This is a genomic window from Streptomyces sp. NPDC045956 (assembly GCF_056430705.1).
The window spans coordinates 423,851-441,800 of the sequence record NZ_JBWKKZ010000006.1; the positions used below are offsets into that span (position 1 = coordinate 423,851).

13 protein-coding genes are annotated in these 17,950 nt (G+C 71.9%); 7 read left to right on the plus strand and 6 right to left on the minus strand.

Going from position 1 to position 17,950, the window contains the following annotated elements; genetic code table 11:
- The first annotated feature begins 9 nt into the window (after positions 1–9).
- From AC07FV_RS18910 to AC07FV_RS18925, 4 genes are all read left to right on the plus strand, one after another.
- Positions 10–1,299, plus strand: coding sequence for an amino acid deaminase (locus AC07FV_RS18910; RefSeq protein ID WP_479088548.1), 1,290 nt, complete (start codon positions 10–12; stop codon positions 1,297–1,299).
- A gap of 10 nt (positions 1,300–1,309) precedes the next feature.
- Positions 1,310–2,920 carry an N-acyl-D-amino-acid deacylase family protein gene (locus AC07FV_RS18915; protein WP_479088550.1) on the plus strand — a complete coding sequence of 537 codons (1,611 nt, stop codon included), beginning with the start codon at positions 1,310–1,312 and terminating at the stop codon, positions 2,918–2,920.
- Positions 2,921–3,138: 218 nt separating this feature from the next.
- Positions 3,139–4,350, plus strand: coding sequence for a pyridoxal phosphate-dependent aminotransferase (locus AC07FV_RS18920; RefSeq protein ID WP_383648226.1), 1,212 nt, complete (start codon positions 3,139–3,141; stop codon positions 4,348–4,350).
- Positions 4,351–4,438: 88 nt separating this feature from the next.
- Positions 4,439–4,861 carry an SCO4983 family protein gene (locus AC07FV_RS18925; protein WP_479088552.1) on the plus strand — a complete coding sequence of 141 codons (423 nt, stop codon included), beginning with the start codon at positions 4,439–4,441 and terminating at the stop codon, positions 4,859–4,861.
- Positions 4,862–4,997: 136 nt separating this feature from the next.
- Here AC07FV_RS18925 and AC07FV_RS18930 read toward each other — a convergent pair whose 3' ends face one another.
- Together AC07FV_RS18930 and AC07FV_RS18935 are read right to left on the minus strand one after the other, a co-directional pair.
- Positions 4,998–6,740, minus strand: coding sequence for an Ig-like domain repeat protein (locus tag AC07FV_RS18930; protein ID WP_479088554.1), 1,743 nt, complete (start codon positions 6,738–6,740; stop codon positions 4,998–5,000).
- 377 nt (positions 6,741–7,117) lie between these two features.
- Entirely contained in the window at positions 7,118–8,947 is a 1,830-nt protein-coding gene (locus AC07FV_RS18935; protein ID WP_479088556.1) for a phosphoenolpyruvate carboxykinase (GTP), read from the minus strand.
- Positions 8,948–9,233: 286 nt separating this feature from the next.
- Between AC07FV_RS18935 and trhA the strand changes: the two genes are divergently transcribed.
- From trhA to AC07FV_RS18950, 3 genes are read left to right on the plus strand one after another with little or no spacing between them, the layout of a single operon-like run.
- The gene (gene trhA, locus AC07FV_RS18940) at positions 9,234–9,938 is read left to right on the plus strand and encodes a PAQR family membrane homeostasis protein TrhA (RefSeq protein WP_479088558.1); all 705 of its coding nucleotides are present in this window, start codon (positions 9,234–9,236) and stop codon (positions 9,936–9,938) included.
- Between the two features lie 43 nt (positions 9,939–9,981).
- Entirely contained in the window at positions 9,982–10,617 is a 636-nt protein-coding gene (locus AC07FV_RS18945) for a TetR/AcrR family transcriptional regulator (RefSeq protein WP_479088560.1), read from the plus strand.
- 33 nt (positions 10,618–10,650) lie between these two features.
- Complete coding sequence (locus tag AC07FV_RS18950; RefSeq protein ID WP_479088562.1) at positions 10,651–11,382, plus strand: Mut7-C RNAse domain-containing protein; 732 nt, start codon at positions 10,651–10,653, stop codon at positions 11,380–11,382.
- Here the strand turns inward: AC07FV_RS18950 and AC07FV_RS18955 are convergent.
- Genes AC07FV_RS18955 through AC07FV_RS18970 form a run of 4 tightly spaced genes read right to left on the minus strand, consistent with a single transcriptional unit; the run spans position 11,379 to position 17,876 of the window.
- Complete coding sequence (locus tag AC07FV_RS18955) at positions 11,379–13,793, minus strand: galactose oxidase-like domain-containing protein (protein ID WP_479088563.1); 2,415 nt, start codon at positions 13,791–13,793, stop codon at positions 11,379–11,381. The genes AC07FV_RS18950 and AC07FV_RS18955 overlap by 4 nt on opposite strands.
- Positions 13,790–14,971 (minus strand): glycosyltransferase, encoded by a 1,182-nt coding sequence (locus AC07FV_RS18960; RefSeq protein WP_479088565.1) that lies wholly within the window; start codon positions 14,969–14,971, stop codon positions 13,790–13,792. Before AC07FV_RS18960 ends, AC07FV_RS18955 begins: the two co-directional genes overlap by 4 nt.
- Positions 14,968–16,617: an ArnT family glycosyltransferase gene (locus AC07FV_RS18965; RefSeq protein WP_479088567.1), complete on the minus strand. Its 1,650-nt coding sequence runs from the start codon at positions 16,615–16,617 to the stop codon at positions 14,968–14,970. Before AC07FV_RS18965 ends, AC07FV_RS18960 begins: the two co-directional genes overlap by 4 nt.
- On the minus strand, positions 16,614–17,876 hold the full coding sequence (locus AC07FV_RS18970; protein WP_383648199.1) for a glycosyltransferase: 1,263 nt from the start codon (positions 17,874–17,876) through the stop codon (positions 16,614–16,616). Before AC07FV_RS18970 ends, AC07FV_RS18965 begins: the two co-directional genes overlap by 4 nt.
- Positions 17,877–17,950: the final 74 nt, after the last annotated feature.

Genomic DNA, 17,950 nt, shown 5'->3' on the forward strand with positions numbered 1-17,950 from the left:
GGAGGCTCCATGGCCCTCGACACCGGCACCGAAGCCCTCGCCCGTCTGGCCGAGGAGCACGTCGACCACCGTTTCAAGGGCCTGCCGCCGGATGCCGACGGCCTGACCGTCGCCGAGCTGGCCGGTCAGCGCCGCAACCTCTTCACCGGCGGCTTCACCACGCCGGTGCTGGCCCTGTCCGCCGAGCGCCTGGAGCACAACCTCGCGCTGATGGAGACGTACGCGGCCCGGCACGGCCTCGCCTTCGCCCCGCACGGCAAGACCTCCATGGCCCCCCAGCTCTTCCACCGCCAGATCGAGCGCGGCGCCTGGGGCATCACCCTGGCGGTGCCGCACCAGGTGCGGGTCGCGCGGGCCTTCGGCGTCCGGCGGATCTTCCTCGCCAACGAGCTGGTCGACCCCGCGGCGCTGCGCCGGCTCGCCGCGGAGCTGGACGCCGACCCGGACTTCCGCTTCGTCTGCTACGTCGACTCCGTGCGCGGCGTAGCGCTGATGGACGCGGCGCTGACCGAGGCGGGCGCCGGCCGCCCGGTGGACGTCGTGGTCGAGCTGGCCGCCGGTGAGGGCGCCCGCACCGGGGTGCGCACGGAGGCGGAGTGCGCCGCCGTCGCCGACGCGGTGGCCGGGACGCGGACGCTGCGGCTGGCCGGGGTCGCCGGGTACGAGGGCGAGGTACCGGACGCCGACCCGGAGAAGGTGCGCGCGTGGCTGCGGCGGCTGGTCGCGCTGACCGTGGAGTTCGACAGGGCCGGGCGCTTCGCCGGGCTGGAGGAGATCGTGCTGAGCGCGGGCGGCAGCGCCTGGTTCGACGCGGTCGCCGACGTCTTCGCCGAGGTCCCGGACCTCTCGCTGCCCGTGCTGAAGCTGCTGCGCTCGGGCGCGTACGTCTCGCACGACGACGGGCACTACCGCGAGGTGACGCCCTTCAACCGCGTCCCCGCCGAGGGCGCCCTCGAACCGGCCTTCCGGCTGTGGACCCAGGTGGTCTCCCGCCCCTCCGCCGAGCAGGCCTTCGCCAACGCCGGCAAGCGGGACGCGGCCTACGACCTCGACCTGCCCTTCCCCCAGGCGGTCCGCCCGGCCGACGGGGGGCCGGAGCGCCCGGCCGCCGGCATCACGGTGACCGGCCTGTCCGACCAGCACGCCTGGCTGCGCACCGCCCCGGAGGCGGAGCTGGAGGTCGGCGACTGGGTGGGGCTCGGCCTGTCCCACCCGTGCACGTCCTTCGACAAGTGGCAGCTGATCCCGGTCGCGGAAGCGGACGGGACGGTCGTCGACTACATCCGTACGTTCTTCTAGGAGGTCTGCCATGGAAGAGCTGGTCATCCGGGACGCGGACGTCGTCGACGGCTCCGGCGCCGACTCCTACCGCGCCGACGTCGTGATCGACGGCGGCCGGATCGTGTCGATCGTCAAGGAGGCGGCGGCCGCGGGCTGCCAGCGCCCCCGGGCCCGGCAGGAGCTGGACGCCGAGGGCCTGGTCCTCTCCCCCGGTTTCATCGACATGCACGCCCACAGCGACCTGGCGCTGCTGCGGGACCCCGACCACAGCGCCAAGGCCGCGCAGGGCGTCACGCTGGAGGTCATCGGCCAGGACGGGCTGTCGTACGCCCCGGTCGACGACCGCACCCTCGCCGAGGTGCGCCGCGCGATCGCCGGGTGGAACGGCCCCGGCGACGACATCGACTTCGACTGGCGCTCGGTCGGCGCGTACCTGGACCGCCTCGACCGGGGCATCGCCGTCAACGCCGCCTACCTGATCCCGCAGGGCACGGTCCGCGCCCTCGCCGTCGGCTGGGACGACCGGGAGGCGACGGAGGCCGAGCTGGAGCACATGCGACGGCTGGTCGCCGAGGGCATGGAGCAGGGCGCGGTCGGCATGTCGTCCGGCCTGACCTACACGCCGGGCATGTACGCCAAGGACGCGGAGCTGACCGAGCTGTGCCGGGTGGTGGCGTCCTACGGCGGCTACTACTGCCCGCACCACCGCTCGTACGGTGCCGGGGCGCTCCAGGCGTACGAGGAGATGGTCGAGCTGACCCGGGACGCGGGCTGCCCGCTGCACCTGGCGCACGCCACCATGAACTTCGGCGTCAACAAGGGCAAGGCCCCCGAACTGCTGACGCTGCTCGACGACGCGCTGGCCGCCGGGGCCGACATCACCCTCGACACGTACCCGTACACCCCCGGCTGCACCACCCTCGTGGCGATGCTCCCGAGCTGGGCGAGCGAGGGCGGCCCGGAGCAGATCATGAAGCGGCTGGCGGACGACGACACCGCCGAGCGCATCCGGCACCACATCGAGGAGATCGGCTCCGACGGCTGCCACGGCGTCCGCATGGAGTGGGACACGATCGAGATCTCCGGCACGGGCGACCCCGCGTTCGGGGAGTACGTGGGCCGTACGGTCCTGGAGTCGGCCCGGCGGCGCGGCGAGACCCCGTGGACGGTCGCCCGAAACCTCCTGCTCGCCGACCGGCTGGCGCCGACCATCCTCCAGCACGTCGGCCACGAGGAGAACGTGCGCGCGATCATGCGCCACCGCGTGCACACCGGCGGCTCGGACGGCATCCTCCAGGGCACCAAGCCGCACCCGCGCGCCTACGGCACCTTCCCGCACTACCTCGGCCACTACGTACGCGAGCTGGGCGTGCTCTCCCTCCAGGAGTGCGTGGCCCACCTCACCTCGCGCCCGGCGGCCCGGCTGCGGCTGCCCGACCGCGGGCTGGTCCGCGAGGGGTACCGGGCCGACCTGGTCCTCTTCGACCCGGCGACGGTCGCGGCCGGCAGCACCTACGAGGACCCGCGCGTGCTGCCGACGGGCATCCCGCACGTGCTGGTCGACGGGCGGTTCGTGATGCGGGACGGGCGGCGCACGGACGTGCTGGCGGGGCGCTCGGTGCGGCGGACCCCCCGGTAGGCACCCGGGAGCCCCCGTCAGCCGTCCGACAGCCACCCGGGAGCCCTCCGGCATCCTCCGACGGTCCTCCCGTCGTCCTTCCGTGGACCTCCCGTGACCCTCCCGGGTGGTTTCCCCGGCCGCCTCCGCGGCGGCTCGGGGAAATCCACCCGAACCACACGTCTCACGTGGCGGAAGACACGGCCCGCCGCACGGCACCGGGTCGTAAGCTCACGGACATGCAGGTGATCCAGTCGACCAAGCTCGCCAACGTCTGTTACGAGATCCGGGGCCCGGTGCTCGAGGAGGCGATGCGGCTGGAAGCGGCCGGACACCGCATCCTCAAGCTGAACACCGGCAACCCGGCCGCCTTCGGCTTCGAGTGCCCGCCGGAGATCCTGGAGGACATCCTCCGCAACGTGTCGACGGCCCACGGCTACGGCGACGCGAAGGGCCTGCTGGCGGCGCGCCGGGCCGTCGTCATGCACAACCAGACCCTCGGCATCGAGACGGACGTCGAGCACGTCTTCATCGGCAACGGCGTCTCCGAGCTGATCGTGATGGCGATGCAGGGCCTGCTGGACGACGGGGACGAGGTCCTCGTCCCGGCGCCCGACTACCCCCTGTGGACGGCCGCCGTCTCCCTGTCCGGCGGCACGGCGGTGCACTACCGCTGCGACGAGCAGTCCGACTGGATGCCGGACCTGGCCGACGTCGAACGGAAGATCACCGACCGCACCAAGGCGCTCGTGATCATCAACCCGAACAACCCGACGGGCGCGGTCTACGACGAGGCGATGCTGCGCGGGCTGACCGACATCGCCCGCCGGCACAACCTGCTGATCTGCTCCGACGAGATCTACGACAAGATCCTGTACGACGAGGCCACGCACACCCCGACCGCCGCGATCGCCCCGGACCTGCTCACGCTCACCTTCAACGGCATGTCGAAGGCGTACCGGGTGGCCGGCTACCGGGTCGGGTGGATGTCGATCTCGGGGCCGCGCGCGCACGCCGAGTCCTACATCGAGGGCCTGACGGTCCTGGCGAACATGAGGCTCTGCGCCAACATGCCGGGGCAGCACGGCGTGGTCGCGGCACTCAGCGGGCGGCAGACCATCAACGAGCTGGTGCTCCCGGGCGGGCGGCTGCGGGAGCAGCGGGACGCCGCCCACGAGGCGCTGACCAGCATCCCGGGGGTGACCTGCGTGAAGCCCAAGGGCGCGCTGTACCTCTTCCCGCGGCTGGACCCCAAGGTCTTCAAGATCAAGGACGACCGGCGGATGGTCCTCGACCTGCTGCGCCAGGAGAAGATCATGGTCGTCCAGGGCACCGGCTTCAACTGGCCCGAACCCGACCACTTCCGGGTGGTGACCCTGCCGACCGCCGGGGACCTGCGCGAGGCGGTCGGCCGGATCGGGAACTTCCTGGACGGTTACGGCCAGCACTGAGGTCGAACCGAGCCAGACTCCGATCCTTCTCAACTTTAGATTGAATCCAATGTAGGATGGTTTCCTGAAGCACTCTGGAGGCCGTCCCATGTACGAACCGATCCGCACCAGGTCCGTCCACACCACGACGGGCGGCAGCACCTCGGACTTCCCCCACCGGTCCCGGGAGGAGGAGCTGGACATCCAGCTCGCGGGCCACCTCGCGGCGCTGCTCACCGCCACGGACGAGCTGCGCGCGCTGGCCCCCTCCCCCGACCTGGACACCGCCGCCGACCGGCTCGCCGAGCAGGTGGCCCGGCTCCGGGGAGGCCGGGCGCCGGTCCGCGCGCCGCTGACCGCCGCGCACTCCGGGCCGCACCCGACGGCCCTGCACCGGCGGGCGCACACCCTGGCGAGCCGCGCCCTGGTGGTGGCGGCCTCCAACGCCGACACGGCGGTCGCGATCCTGACCGCCGAGCGCATGGACGCGCACGCCGCGGCCCTGGAGCCGCGCGAGCTGGCGTCCCGCTGAGCCCTCCGGGCTCTCCCGTACGGCCCCGGTCCGCGCGCACCCGCAGCGACGCGCGGACCGGGCGCCACTCACCGCGGCCCGTGCTCGGGGCCCCGTGGGCGTGCTGCCCGCGGAGCCCCGGCACGCAGGCGCGTGATCAGGCGGTGATGCGGACCGTCGCCGACGCGGTGGACCCCAGGTGCAGGTCGTCGCCGGGCCAGCTGACCGTGTAGGTCGTGTTCCGGCGGGTGCGCGGCAGGTCGTCGATGGTGAAGGTACCGTCGGCGGAGACCGTCACCGACGAGAGGGTGCCCGTGCCCAGCCGGTCGGTGCGCTCCACCTTCAGCACGGCCCGCTCGGGCAGCGCCTTCCCCTGCGCGGTGAAGGTGCCGGTGAGGTGGACACCGGCGTTCTTCGGCGCCTCCGCCGGCCCGGTGAGCGTGATCGAGCTGGCCGCCCTGCCGACGGACACCGTGTGGGTGACGTCGGTGGCCGGGCGGTGGGTGAGGTCGCCGAGGAACGACACGGTGTACGCGGCCTCGCCGACCAGGTCCGGCTCGTCGAGCACGCTGAAGGTGCCGTCCGCCTTGACGGTCGCCGTGCCGAGCCGGTGCGTGCCGCTCGCGTCGGTGCGGGTCGCCGTCACCCTCAGCGGCTCGGCGGGGGCCGGTCCGTCCAGCTCCAGCCTGCCGCGTACGGCCAGCGCCTCACCCGCGACGGCCTGGGCGGGGCTGTGGGCCAGACCGCCCGTGAAGCGGGTGTCGTACTGGACCGCCGGCGGCTGGACGACGTGCAGCCAGTACTGGCCTCCGGTGGCGTTGGTGGTCACCGCGAACAGCCGGGAGCCGTCGGCGGACCACTCCAGTCCGCGCGGCGCGACCCGGTCGCCGTCGAGGCTGCCCTCGAAGGCGAACTCCAGCGCGGGGGTCGCGTCGGCCGGGTCGGCGGGCGAGAGCAGCAGGTCGGGCGTCGCGCCGCTGGCCGAGGCGCCGCGCGCGAGGTACTTCCCGTCACCGCTGAAGGCGACGGCGGAGGCGGTGGCCCCGGACGGCAGCGCCGGGTAGCCGGTCTCGGCGTCGGACAGGTCGGCGCCGTCCAGCAGCCGGGTGCCGGCGGCCGCGTCGGCGACGGCGATCCTGGTGCCGTCCGCGGAGAACGCCATGTCCTTGAAGTTCAGGGCGCCCTTGCCCTCGGCGTCGGCGAAGCGGCGCTCGGCCGTGCGCACCAGGGTCGTTCCGCTCGCGTCGAACACCGCGAGGAACGGGTCGGCGGCCTTGGCGTTCGACGGCTGGCCCATCATCAGCCGGTCGCCGGGCCCCGCCTCCAGCTGGAGCTTGCCCTGGTCCTGCCAGCCGCTGCGCTGCCAGGTGTTGTCGGCCTGGTTGTAGTCCAGGTACGTGAGCGTCGTCTCGCAGTCGGACATGCTGTTGGCGTACGGCGTGGTGTGGTACGCCCTGCCGCCCGCGAAGGCCATGCTGCGGCCGCAGGTGTCGGTGCCCGCCACCGCGGAGCTGACCGGCAGGTAGGTGCTGGTGTCGTACCGCAGGATGCCGTCCCGGCCGCCGACGTGCAGCACGCTGCCGTCGGCGTTCAGCGCGAGGCCGGAGACGTGGCGCTGGGTGGTGATGGTCGTGACGCGCTCGCCGGAGAAGTCGTAGACGGCGACGATGCCCTTGTTCTCGTAGTAGCCCAGGTTGCTGTCGGCGACGTACACGCGCTGGTGCGCGGAGTCGATGGTCAGCGCCGAGAACGAGGAGATCGGCAGCTTGGCCACGACGTCGGAGGCCGCCGCGTGCGCGGCGGGTGCGGCGGCGACGGTCAGCCCGCCGGCCGCGAGCGCGGCGGTGAGCAGCGTGGCCGCGAGACGTGCGGTGGCTCTGGTGCTCCGGACTCTGTTCAACTGTGCCCCCCACAGGCTGTGTCGGCGACCCGGTGGACCACGGCAGGCACCCCCTCCCCCGCAGGGCGGGGAACAGCCGTTCGGGTCGTGCAAGATCGGGAGCGTACCCCGGCCCACCCGGCGACACGGCGTGGTTTCCGCGGCGTGGCGCAAGAGGAACGGCGGGTTCTGTCCGGTGGGGTCGCGGGCGGGACATGCCGAAGGGCCGGGTCCTCCGCACGCCGTTGTGCGGTGACCCGGCCCGAGCGGGAACCTCCCGCGCTCCGGGGTACTGCGAGCTACTGGAGCGCGGGGAGCCCCCCTCGTGACCGGCCTTCGTGACGACTTCGCGGGTCAGGGCTAGTCGGACCGGCCACGGAGTCTGGCGGTGTGCGGACTCAGCCCAGGCGCCGCACCAGCGCCCGGTACTGGTCCCACAGCTCGGTGGGGGTGTGGTCGCCGAAGGTGTTCAGGTGCTCGGGGACGAGCGCCGCCTCCTCGCGCCAGACCTCCTTGTCGACGCTGAGCAGGAAGTCCAGGTCGGCGTCGGCGAGGTCGAGGCCGTCGGTGTCGAGGGACTCCTTGGTCGGCAGCACGCCGATCGGGGTCTCGACGCCGTCCGCCGTGCCCTCCAGGCGCTCCACGATCCACTTCAGGACGCGGCCGTTCTCACCGAAGCCGGGCCACACGAAGCGGCCCTCGTCGTCCTTGCGGAACCAGTTGACGTAGTAGATCTTGGGCAGCTTGGACTGGTCCTTGTCCTTGGCCACGTCGACCCAGTGCCCCATGTAGTCGCCCATGTTGTAGCCGCAGAACGGCAGCATGGCGAAGGGGTCGCGGCGCAGCTCGCCGACCTTGCCCTCGGCGGCGGCGGTCTTCTCGGAGGCCACGTTGGCGCCGAGGAAGACGCCGTGGTTCCAGTCGAAGGACTCGGTGACCAGCGGTACGGCGGTGGCGCGGCGTCCGCCGAAGAGGATCGCCGAGATCGGCACGCCCTTCGGGTCCTCCCACTCCGGCGCGATGATCGGGCACTGCGCGGCGGGCGTGGTGAAGCGCGCGTTGGGGTGCGCGGCCGGGGTGCCGGACTCGGGCGTCCAGTCGTTGCCCTTCCAGTCGGTGAGATGGGCGGGCGTCTCCTCGGTCATGCCCTCCCACCACACGTCGTTGTCGTCGGTGAGGGCGACGTTGGTGAAGACCGAGTTGCCCCACAGGGTCTTCATCGCGTTGGCGTTGGTGTGCTCACCGGTGCCGGGCGCGACGCCGAAGAAGCCGGCCTCGGGGTTGATGGCGTACAGGCGGCCGTCCTCGCCGAAGCGCATCCAGGCGATGTCGTCGCCGATGGTCTCCACCGTCCAGCCGGAGATCGTGGGCTCCAGCATGGCGAGGTTGGTCTTGCCGCAGGCCGACGGGAAGGCGGCGGCCACGTACTTGGGCGCGCCGGTGGGCGGGGTCAGCTTCAGCACGAGCATGTGCTCGGCGAGCCAGCCCTCGTCGCGGGCCATGACGGAGGCGATGCGCAGGGCGTAGCACTTCTTGCCGAGCAGGGCGTTGCCGCCGTAGCCGGAGCCGTAGGACCAGATCTCGCGGTCCTCGGGGAAGTGCGAGATGTACTTGGTGCTGTTGCACGGCCACGGCACGTCCGCCTCGCCCTCCGCGAGGGGGGCGCCGAGGGTGTGCACGGCCTTGACGAAGAAGCCCTGGTCGCCGAGTTCGTCCAGGACCGGCTGTCCCATGCGGGTCATGGTGCGCATGGAGACGGCGACGTACGCGGAGTCGGTGATCTCGACGCCGAGCGCGGAGAGCGGGGAGCCGAGCGGGCCCATGCAGAAGGGCACGACGTACATGGTCCGGCCGCGCATGGAGCCGCGGAACAGACCGCCCTCGCCGCCCGTGCCCCGGAAGATCTCCCGCATCTCGGCGGGGTCCTTCCAGTGGTTGGTCGGGCCGGCGTCCTCCTCCTTGGCGGAGCAGATGAAGGTCCGGTCCTCGACGCGCGCGACGTCGGAGGGGTCGGAGGCCGCGTAGTAGGAGTTGGGGCGCTTGACGGGGTCGAGTTTGCGGAAGGTGCCCTTCGCCACGAGCTCCTCCCACAGGCGCTCGTACTCGGCCTCGGATCCGTCACACCAGACCACTTCGTCCGGCTGGGTCAGTTCGGCGATCTCGTTCACCCACGAGATCAGCTCCTGATGGTCGGTGGGGACGGGGGGAGCAGCGATGTCGCGCGCCACGATTGCTCCTAAATGAGGGGTTTTTTGTTGGGAGGCCCCGTGGGGGCTGCGACCCGGATGCGTGACGTCGTCCTCTTGGGCGCTCATCCGGTGTCGACCGCACTCATTTGATCATCCGACGAGAGCGCCCATCTGTCCAGAGGGCGTCACACCTGAGCGGCGTGAGGATCGCCACGTCCGGAAGATCGGGATGCGGGACGGGACCCCCCGTGAGATGCTGGCCACTCCCTGTCGGCAAGCACCCGTACTGATGCGTAACTTACGGTTCCGTAGGTACGATGAGTGCATGACTGCGTCCGCCTCCGACGCGCCCAGGGACACGCAGGCCGCAGGCCACGGCCCGGTGGCGCTCTCCTTGCCGCACCCCGTCAAGCCGAAGCTGCGCGGCTGGCTGCATCTCGGCATGTTCCCGGCCGTGCTCATCGCCGGCCTGGTGCTCACCGCCCTCGCCGAGTCGTCCGAGGCCCGCATCGCCTGCGGGGTCTACGTCGTGACGGCCTGTCTGCTGTTCGGCGTCAGCGCGCTCTACCACCGGGGCGACTGGAGCCCGCGCATGGACGGCATCCTGCGCCGCCTCGACCACGCCAACATCTTCCTGATCATCGCCGGCACCTACACCCCGCTGACGATGCTGCTGCTGCCCGAGGCCAAGGGCCAGTGGCTGCTGTGGGGCATCTGGGCCGCCGCCGTGGCCGGCATCCTCTTCCGCGTCTTCTGGGTCGGCGCCCCGCGCTGGCTCTACACGCCCTGCTACCTCGCCATGGGCTGGGCCGCCGTCTTCTACCTCCCCGAGTTCATGCGGGCCGGCGGCGTCGCGGTGCTCGTCCTGGTGATCGTGGGCGGCCTCCTCTACAGCGCGGGCGGCGTGATCTACGGCCTCAAGCGGCCCAACCCCTCACCCCGTTGGTTCGGCTTCCACGAGGTCTTCCACTCCTTCACCCTGGCCGCCTTCATCGCGCACTACGTGGGGATCTCGCTCGTCGCCTACTAGGCGGGCCGCTCCCCCGCGGGACGGTGTGGCCGACAATGACCCCATGACGGCCGCACCATCCCCCCGTTCCCGCGCCGACGGCCCCCGACCGGGCTTGCGGGAGCGCAAGAAGACCAGGACCCGCCAGGCGATCCGCGCCGCGGCCTACGGGCTGATCCGGGAGCAGGGCTACGACGCGACGACGATCGAGCAGATCGCCGACCGGGCCGAGGTGTCGCCGTCGACCGTCTTCCGCTACTTCCCGGTCAAGGAGGACATCGTCCTCACGGACGCGTACGACCCCGTGCTGGCGGCGGAGCTGGCCGCCCGGCCCGGCGACGAGCCGTGGCCGACCGCCCTGCGGCACGCCCTGCGCAGGGCCGTGGAACACGGCGTCGGCGAGGAGGCCGAGCTGACCCGGCTGCGGACCCGGCTGCTGGCCGAAGTGCCCGCCGTACGCGCGCGGATGCTGGAGAGCATGTCGGTCACGGGACGGCTGCTCGGCCGCGCCCTCGCCGACCGCACCGGTCTCGACCCGGAAGGGCTGGAGGTGCGGGTCCTGTCGATGTCCCTGGCCGGTGGCCTCACGGAGGTCACCCGGTACTGGGCCGAGCACGGCCACGAGGAAGACCTGGCCGACCTGGTGGAGCGCGCCCTGGACGTCCTGGAGCACGGCCTGCCCGCCCCCGGGAAAAGCTGAGGCCACGGCCTCGCGCCGTGGCATCCTGACCGGGTGAACGGACCCGAGATCGACGTCGAATTCGCCCCCGAGCTGCGCCTGTTCGTCCCCAGGGCCCGCCCCACCGGCACCGCCCGCGCCGCCACCGACGGCGTCTCCACGCTCGGTCACGTCGTCGAGTCCCTCGGCGTCCCGCTGACCGAGGTGGGCGCGCTCCTCGTGGACGGCCGCGAGGTGGCGCCCGGACACGTCCCCAGGGGCGGCGAGTCGGTCAGCGTACGGCCCGTCGAGCACCCGCAGAAGGTCCCAGGCGCTCCCCTGCGTTTCCTGCTCGACGTGCACCTCGGCACTCTCGCCCGCCGGCTGCGGCTGCTCGGCGTGGACACGGCGTACGAGTCGACGGACCTCGGCGACCCGGCGCTCGCCGCGCTGTCGGCGGCAGAGAAGCGGGTCCTGCTCAGCCGCGACCGCGGCCTGCTGCGCCGCCGTGAGCTGTGGGCCGGCGGCTACGTCTACAGCACCCGCCCCGAGGAGCAGCTTCGGGAGGTCCTGTCCCGGTTCCGGCCCGAGCTGCGCCCGTGGACCCGGTGCACCGCCTGCAACGGCCTGCTGGAGGAGGCCACCAAGGAGGAGGTGGCCGACCAGCTCGAGGGCGGCACCGAACGGTCGTACGACGTGTTCGCGCGGTGCCGCGCCTGTGGACGCGCCTACTGGAAGGGCGCGCACCACGAGCAGCTGGAAGCCGTCGTGGAGCGCGCCCTCGCCGAGTTCGCCCAGGGGCGCTAGCGGCGCTTCCCGGGCACGTCCCCCTTGCCGCAGGCGACGCCGTCCCCGTTCGGGTCCAGGCGCAGCGGATCGTCCTTGCCGTTGACCGCGAGGCGGCCGTACTCGTTGCGCTTCAGCCAGTCGCAGCGGGCGGCCGTCGTCTTCTTCACCTCGGCCGGGAAGACGGTCGGCACGCAGACGTTGGCGGAACCGTAGTGGCGGTCGCAGCCAGAGACGGTGGGAGCGACCGGCTGCGAGGCGCGCTTCCTGCCGGGCTTCGACACCTTGCCCCGCGGGGCGTCGGCGAAGGAGTGCACGTGCGCCGAGGCGTCCTTGGTGCTCAGCGCCCGCGGCCCGTCGAGGTGCACCCACTTCGCCACCGAGGGCACCCCGTTCGCGTCGACCGCGAAGAGCATGTACCAGCCGGGCGGGGCGAGGTTGGGGTTGCTGGTGACGTTGAGGTCGACGTTGGCGCCGTCCACCGACAGCGGCAGGTCCACGAACCGCTGGTTCGGGTCCGAGGAGTGGGTGACGGCCGCCGGGCGGATCAGCTCCGCCTTGGCGATCGGCCGGTCCACGGTGATCCGCTGGGTGTCACCGTAGGTCCACTCGGTGTCGATGACCGAGGTGATCGCCGGACGCTCGCCCTTGAGCAGGTAGGGCGGGGTGTAGACCGACACGTCGTGGTTCCAGGAGCCGTTGCCCGGGTTGTCGCCCGTGGTCATGACGCGGCCGTCGGGCAGCAGGAAGGCCGAGGAGTGGTAGCCGCGGGCCTCCGGGTCGGGGGCGACCGGGTCGAAGGTCTCGGTCTGCGGGTCGAAGAGCGAGGTCTCGTAGACCGGGTCCGCCCGGTTGTGCAGGGCGCCGCCGGTCTCCAGCACCTTCCCGTCGGGCAGCAGGACCGTGGACAGGTACATCTTGCCCTGGCCGCCGGTCTGCGGGACCGGGCCGTTGCCCAGGTCGACGGTGCCCTGCGGCAGCGGCGGTCCGGCGACGTACGCCGGGTCGGGCTGTTTGAGGTCGATGATGTCGGTGAGGCGGTTGGCGGCCGGGTTGGAGTCGATGTTGCCGCCGCCGACCGTCAGCACCTTCTGGTCCTGCGCCGGGGGCAGCAGCACGCTGGCGGACTGGTCCCGCACGTCCTTGTCCTGGAGGCCCGGGACCTGCGTGATGGTGTTGCCCTCGTAGTCGTAGATCGCCGATCCGGTGCCCGGGATGTTGTTGCCGAAGACGTGGCTGCCCGAGTAGAAGAGCCGGCCGTCCTGCATCAGGATCATCGACGGGTACAGACCCCAGTACGACCAGGTCTGGTTGACCTGCCAGGTCGGCAGCCACTTCTGCTGCTCGTCCGACCACCGCTCGGCCGTCACCGAACCGGTGGAGTCCTCGCGCAGGCCGCCGAAGGAGATAACGTCCCCGTTGCCGAGGATCGTCGCCGACGGGTACCAGTGGCCGTCGTTCATGTCGTTGGTCCTCGTGTACGTCTCGGTCTCCGGGTCGAAGACGTACGAGTCCTTGTAGCCCTGGTAGCCGACCGTGCCGTCAGCCGACGGGTAGCCCTTGTTGCCGCTCATGACGAGGACACGGCCGTCCTTGAGCTGCACGTGCCCGGCGCAGAACATGTCCTTGGGCGTCGGGATCGTCTCGTACGTGCCGGTCTGCGGGTCGTAGACGGCCGAGGTGAAGGTGCCCGCCTCGAACTTCTCCGGGTCGTTGCCGGAGCCCGCGATCAGCAGCACCTTGCCGTTGTGCAGGACGACCGAGTGCATCGAACGCACCGGGTTCTGCGTGGGCAGCACGTCCCAGCGGCCGTTCGCGCACTCGTCGGCGGTCCCGGTGCACCCCGGGACCGGGACGGGGTCGGCGACCTGCTCCATCGTGTAGTCGTCGGTGGTCGCCGAGCCGGTGCCGTAGACCGAGACGCCCCAGCTGATGCGGTCGGTGCCGGCCGGGACCTCGGGGGTGCGGACGCTCGCCTCGGTCCAGTCGGCCGCCAGGTCCAGGGTCTTCAGGTCCGTCCAGTACTGCCAGCCGGCGGTGGCGTCGTGCCGGAAGAGGGTGAGGGAGGCGTCCGGGGTCGTCGTCTTGTACCAGAGCGAGAGGTCGTACTGCTTGCCCACCGTCACCACCGGCGCGCACGCGGTGGACTCGGTGATCAGCGCCTTGCGGTCGCCGTCGGCCCGGCGGGTCAGCTCGACCTTCATCGCCTTGTCGCCGGAGTGGGCGTCGGCGACCGTCTCGAAGGTGAAGTCGTTGTCCCCCCAGCCGGACTTCGACCAGCAGTACGGCATGTCGCCGGTGCCGGCGGTCTCGAAGCCCGGGTTCGTGATCAGGTTGGCGGCGGAGGCGGGCTGCGGTGCGGTGAGCAGGAGGCCGCCCGTGAGGGCGGACACCGCCAGGAGGGCGGAGCTTCTCCTTCGGGTTCTTCTCATGCGGCACTCCTTGACGTACGACGCCTGCGCGGGAGGTACACCAGCGCCTCCGTCCCGGCGAAACGCAGGACGAAGGTGATGACGAGCGCGAGGGCGGTGGCCGGCAGCACGGTCAGCCCGAACTGCCCGACCAGCAGGGCGATGAGCGGTATGCGCAGCACCAGGTCGGCGTTGGCGATCAGCGTGAACCGCAGGGTCCGGTCGGCCCAGTGCCGGTGCCGGCGCCGGTCGCGGAAGAGCAGCCGCTCCAGGAGCAGGAAGTTCCAGGCCACGCCGAACTGGTTGGCGAGGACCTCGGCGGGCAGGTAGTGCACCCCGGCCTCGGTCAGCGCCCACAGGGCGGCCAGGTTCGGCACGAAACCGCTCAGGCCGATCAGCCCGAAGACGACCATGCGGGCCAGCGGCGAGGCGGTGCGCAGTCCGGTCAGGTGGCGCAGGAAGCGCAGGCCCTCCTGGGCCGAGGACTTGGACTCGCCGGCGAACCGCTCCTCGAAGACGAACGGCACCTCGGTGACCGTCTGGGGGCGGCTGCGCACCGCCAGTTCGAGGAGGATCTTGTAGCCGAGGGGCTTGAGCACCTCGGCGGTGACCTCGCTGCGGCGGATGGCGAAGAAGCCGCTCATCGGGTCGCTGACGCCGTGCAGCCGGCGCGGGAAGAGCGCCTTGGTCAGCCAGGTCGCCGCCCGGGAGACCGCGATCCGGTAACTGCCCGCCAGCCCGGCGCGGCTGCCGCCCTTGATGTAGCGCGAGGCGACGACGAGCCCGGCGCCCGCCCGCTCGCCGGTCGCGACCAGCTCCGGCACCAGGGAAGGCGGGTGCTGGCAGTCGCCGTCCATGACGACGATCCAGTCCGACCCGGCCGCCTTCATGCCCTCGACGACCGCGCCGCCGAGCCCGCCGGACGGCTCCTCGCGGTGCAGGACGGTGACCGGGAAGGGGCAGTCGAGCGCCGCCGCGCGGATCACGTCCGGGGTGTCGTCGGTGGAGTCGTCCACGAAGACGACCTCGCAGGGCAGCCGGGCGGGCACGGACTCCGTGATCAGGTGCAGCAACCGCCGTACGTTCCCGGACTCGTTGAAGGTCGGTACGACGATGGTGACGGCACCCGGCTCGGGCACCTCCGAGGCGCCGACGGCCGGATGGCCCAGCTCGCCGGGGACGGTGTACTCGTGACTCATCGGGCGCCTCCGGAGGACTGGACGCGGCGGATCTCGATGCGGTCCGCGCCGGTGCCGAAGACGGCGACCGGGGTCGAGTGGTTCATGGCGGCCCGGACGTTGGGCAGGTCGACCGCGTCGCGCCGCACCGTCGGGGAGGCGACCACGTAGTCGATGTCGCGCCAGCCGCCCGGCATCGTCTTCGTCACGGCCGGGTCGAGGTCGGCCTTGTAGAACCAGATGACGCCGAGCCCCGGCTCGTACCCGGCGTGCACCAGGTCCAGCCAGAGCGCGTCGTCGACCAGCACGCGGGTGCCGGCCGGGTCCGCCACCTCGGTGTCCAGCCAGTCCGCGGCGGCCTCGTAGGGGGCGTTGGCGTCGGCGGTGACGGCGGTGCGGGCCCCGTCGTACCAGCGGGGGACGACGTAGGCGCAGGCCGCCAGCGCAAGGGCGCCCGCGACGGCGTACCGGCCGAGTGTCAGGCCCCGTCTCTCGGAGCGGGTGCGGTGTCTGCGCAGCACGGCGTGGGCGACGCTCGCGGTGCCGCCGGCCAGCACCAGGGCGAGGAAGGGCAGCGCCTGGATGACGTACATCGCGGGCAGGTAGCCGCTCGGACGCAGGGCGAGGGCGGCGAGGATGCCCACCGTCAGGGCCGGGCCGGCCAGCGCCCGCGCGGTGACCGACCAGCGCCAGGTGGCCAGCAGGAGCAGCGCCCCGGCCAGACCGCCCAGCGGCAGGACGCGGTCGTAGTACAGCCAGGACTGGAGGACGCCCCACGAGCCGGAGCCCTCGTCGAGGATGAACCCGGAGCCGGGCCGGGTGAGCTGGTACTCGACGCCCTCCCACAGCGAGACGTGCCCGCTGCCCGGCAGCAACTCGCCCTTGAGCAGGGCGAAGAGCGGATACGAGAACCCGATCAGCGCGCAGGCCGTGACGGCGCCGGTCAGCGCGAACTTCCGGGTGTCCCGGTGGCTGTGCCGCCAGGCGGTGACGAACAGGGCGGGCAGGACGACGAGCATCGTCTCCTTGGTGAGCACGGCCGTCGCGGCCGCGATGCCCGCGCCGAAGTGGTGCCACAGGTGCCGGCTCGGCGAGGCGGCCAGCGCGAACGCCAGCAGCGTCCACATCACCGCGAGGTTGTCGAGGAAGATCTCCCGCTGGAGGACCACGGAGAGCGGGGAGAGCCCGAAGAGCACCATGGCGAGCCCGGCACCCCAGCGCGGCAGGGACAGCCGGCGGGCGATGACGTAGACGAGGACCGCGGAGACCGCGCTGATCAGCAGCATCACGCCGCGCATGGCGCCGACGGTCATCGACTCGGGGCTGATCAGCGCGGGTATCCAGGTCAGCACGGCTATCTGGATCCAGCCGAGCGGCGGGTGGTCGTACCAGTAGGTGTAGTGGGCCAGGCCCTCACCCTGCTGGACCGCCCAGGCCTGCGCGAGGTAGGTGCCCTCGTCGTCGCTCAGGGTCGGGTAGTCGGAGATGTTCCAGCCCTGCACGATCATGATCGCGACCAGGAGCGTGCCGCACAGCAGCAGGTCCGGGCGGGCCGACCGCAGACGGCCCGGTGGCGTGCCCGGTGCGGTGGCCGGACCGGTGTCGTGGGCAGGTCTGCGCTGCGCGGGGACCTTGGTGCCGGTCGCCGCGGGGAGGGTGGAGGTCACGCGGGAACGTCCTCTCGGTCCACGGGCGTGAGATGTGCGCCGACATGGCTGGTCAGCTCCCAGTCGTTGCGGCCGCGCTGCTCGCGCCACACGGCGCGGACGGCGGCCCCGGCGAGGAGGACCTGGTAGAAGGGGCCGCCGACGATCAGCTTGAGGTAGTGCGTGAAGCGGATGCGCAGGCCGTACTGCTTGCCGAAGTCGTGCAGGCCGACCACCTCGAAGACGAAGGTGACCAGCGCGGTGACGGCCGGCAGGAAGGTGACGAAGGCGATGCCGACCGGCACGTCCAGGAAGAGCGCGACCGCCGCGTTGAGCGGGATGATCACACCGGTGAAGGCCTGGAGGAACGGCGTCATCAGGGTGTAGCGGGCCAGCAGCCGCTGGGTGAAGGTGGGCAGTTGCCGCCAGTCGTTCTTCCGGTACACCTGGAGGAAGCCCTGGTTCCAGCGGGTGCGCTGCTTCAGCAGGGAGACCAGCGTGCCCGGGGTCTCCTCACGGGTGACCATGTCGGAGTCGTAGGCGACGACGACCTTCTTGCCGATGCTGGAGAGCCGTACGCCGAGGTCGCAGTCCTCGGCCAGGCAGTCCGGGTCCCAGCCGTCGGCCGCCCGCAGCACGTCCGTGCGCACGAAGACGGTGTTGCCGCCGAGCGGGATGAACCCCTTCTGCGCGTGCAGGTGCAGTCGGGAGCGGAACCAGAAGAAGTACTCCAGGCAGTTGCGCAGGCTGTACCAGCTGGAGTGGAAGTTGATCAGCTGGACCCCGCCCTGCACGACGTCGGCGCCGGTGGTGCGGAAGGCGTGGTCGACGTGGGCGAGCAGCTCCGGATGGACCTGGTCCTCCGCGTCGAAGACCCCGACGACGTCGCCGCGGCAGTGCGGCAGCGCCGTGTTCATGGCCTTCGGCTTGTTCTTCTTCTCGTGGGTGTCGACGACGACCCGCACCCGCGGGTCACGGTCCGCGGCCCGTTCGGCGACGGCGGTGGTCCCCGGGTCGTCGTGCCCGACGATCACGATGATCTCGAAGTCGGTGTGGGACGAGGTCAGCAGCCGCTGGATGGTGTGGTCGAGCACGGCCTGCTCGTGCCGTGCGGGCAGCAGCAGCGAGAACGACACGTGCTCGTCCCCGTCCGGACTGCTGAACCGGGTGGAGGCGAGAACCTCCGGCGTACGCCAGGCGTGCATCTGCCACCACAGCGTGAACGCCGCCATCCAGAAGAGCGCCAGGGAAACGGCAGCGATGAAGACGGACGTCAGCACAGATCCCCCCAGATCTTGAAATCCCCCGGCCGCGGCGGCGCACCCAGAATCGGGCGGCCACTCCGCCGCGGCAC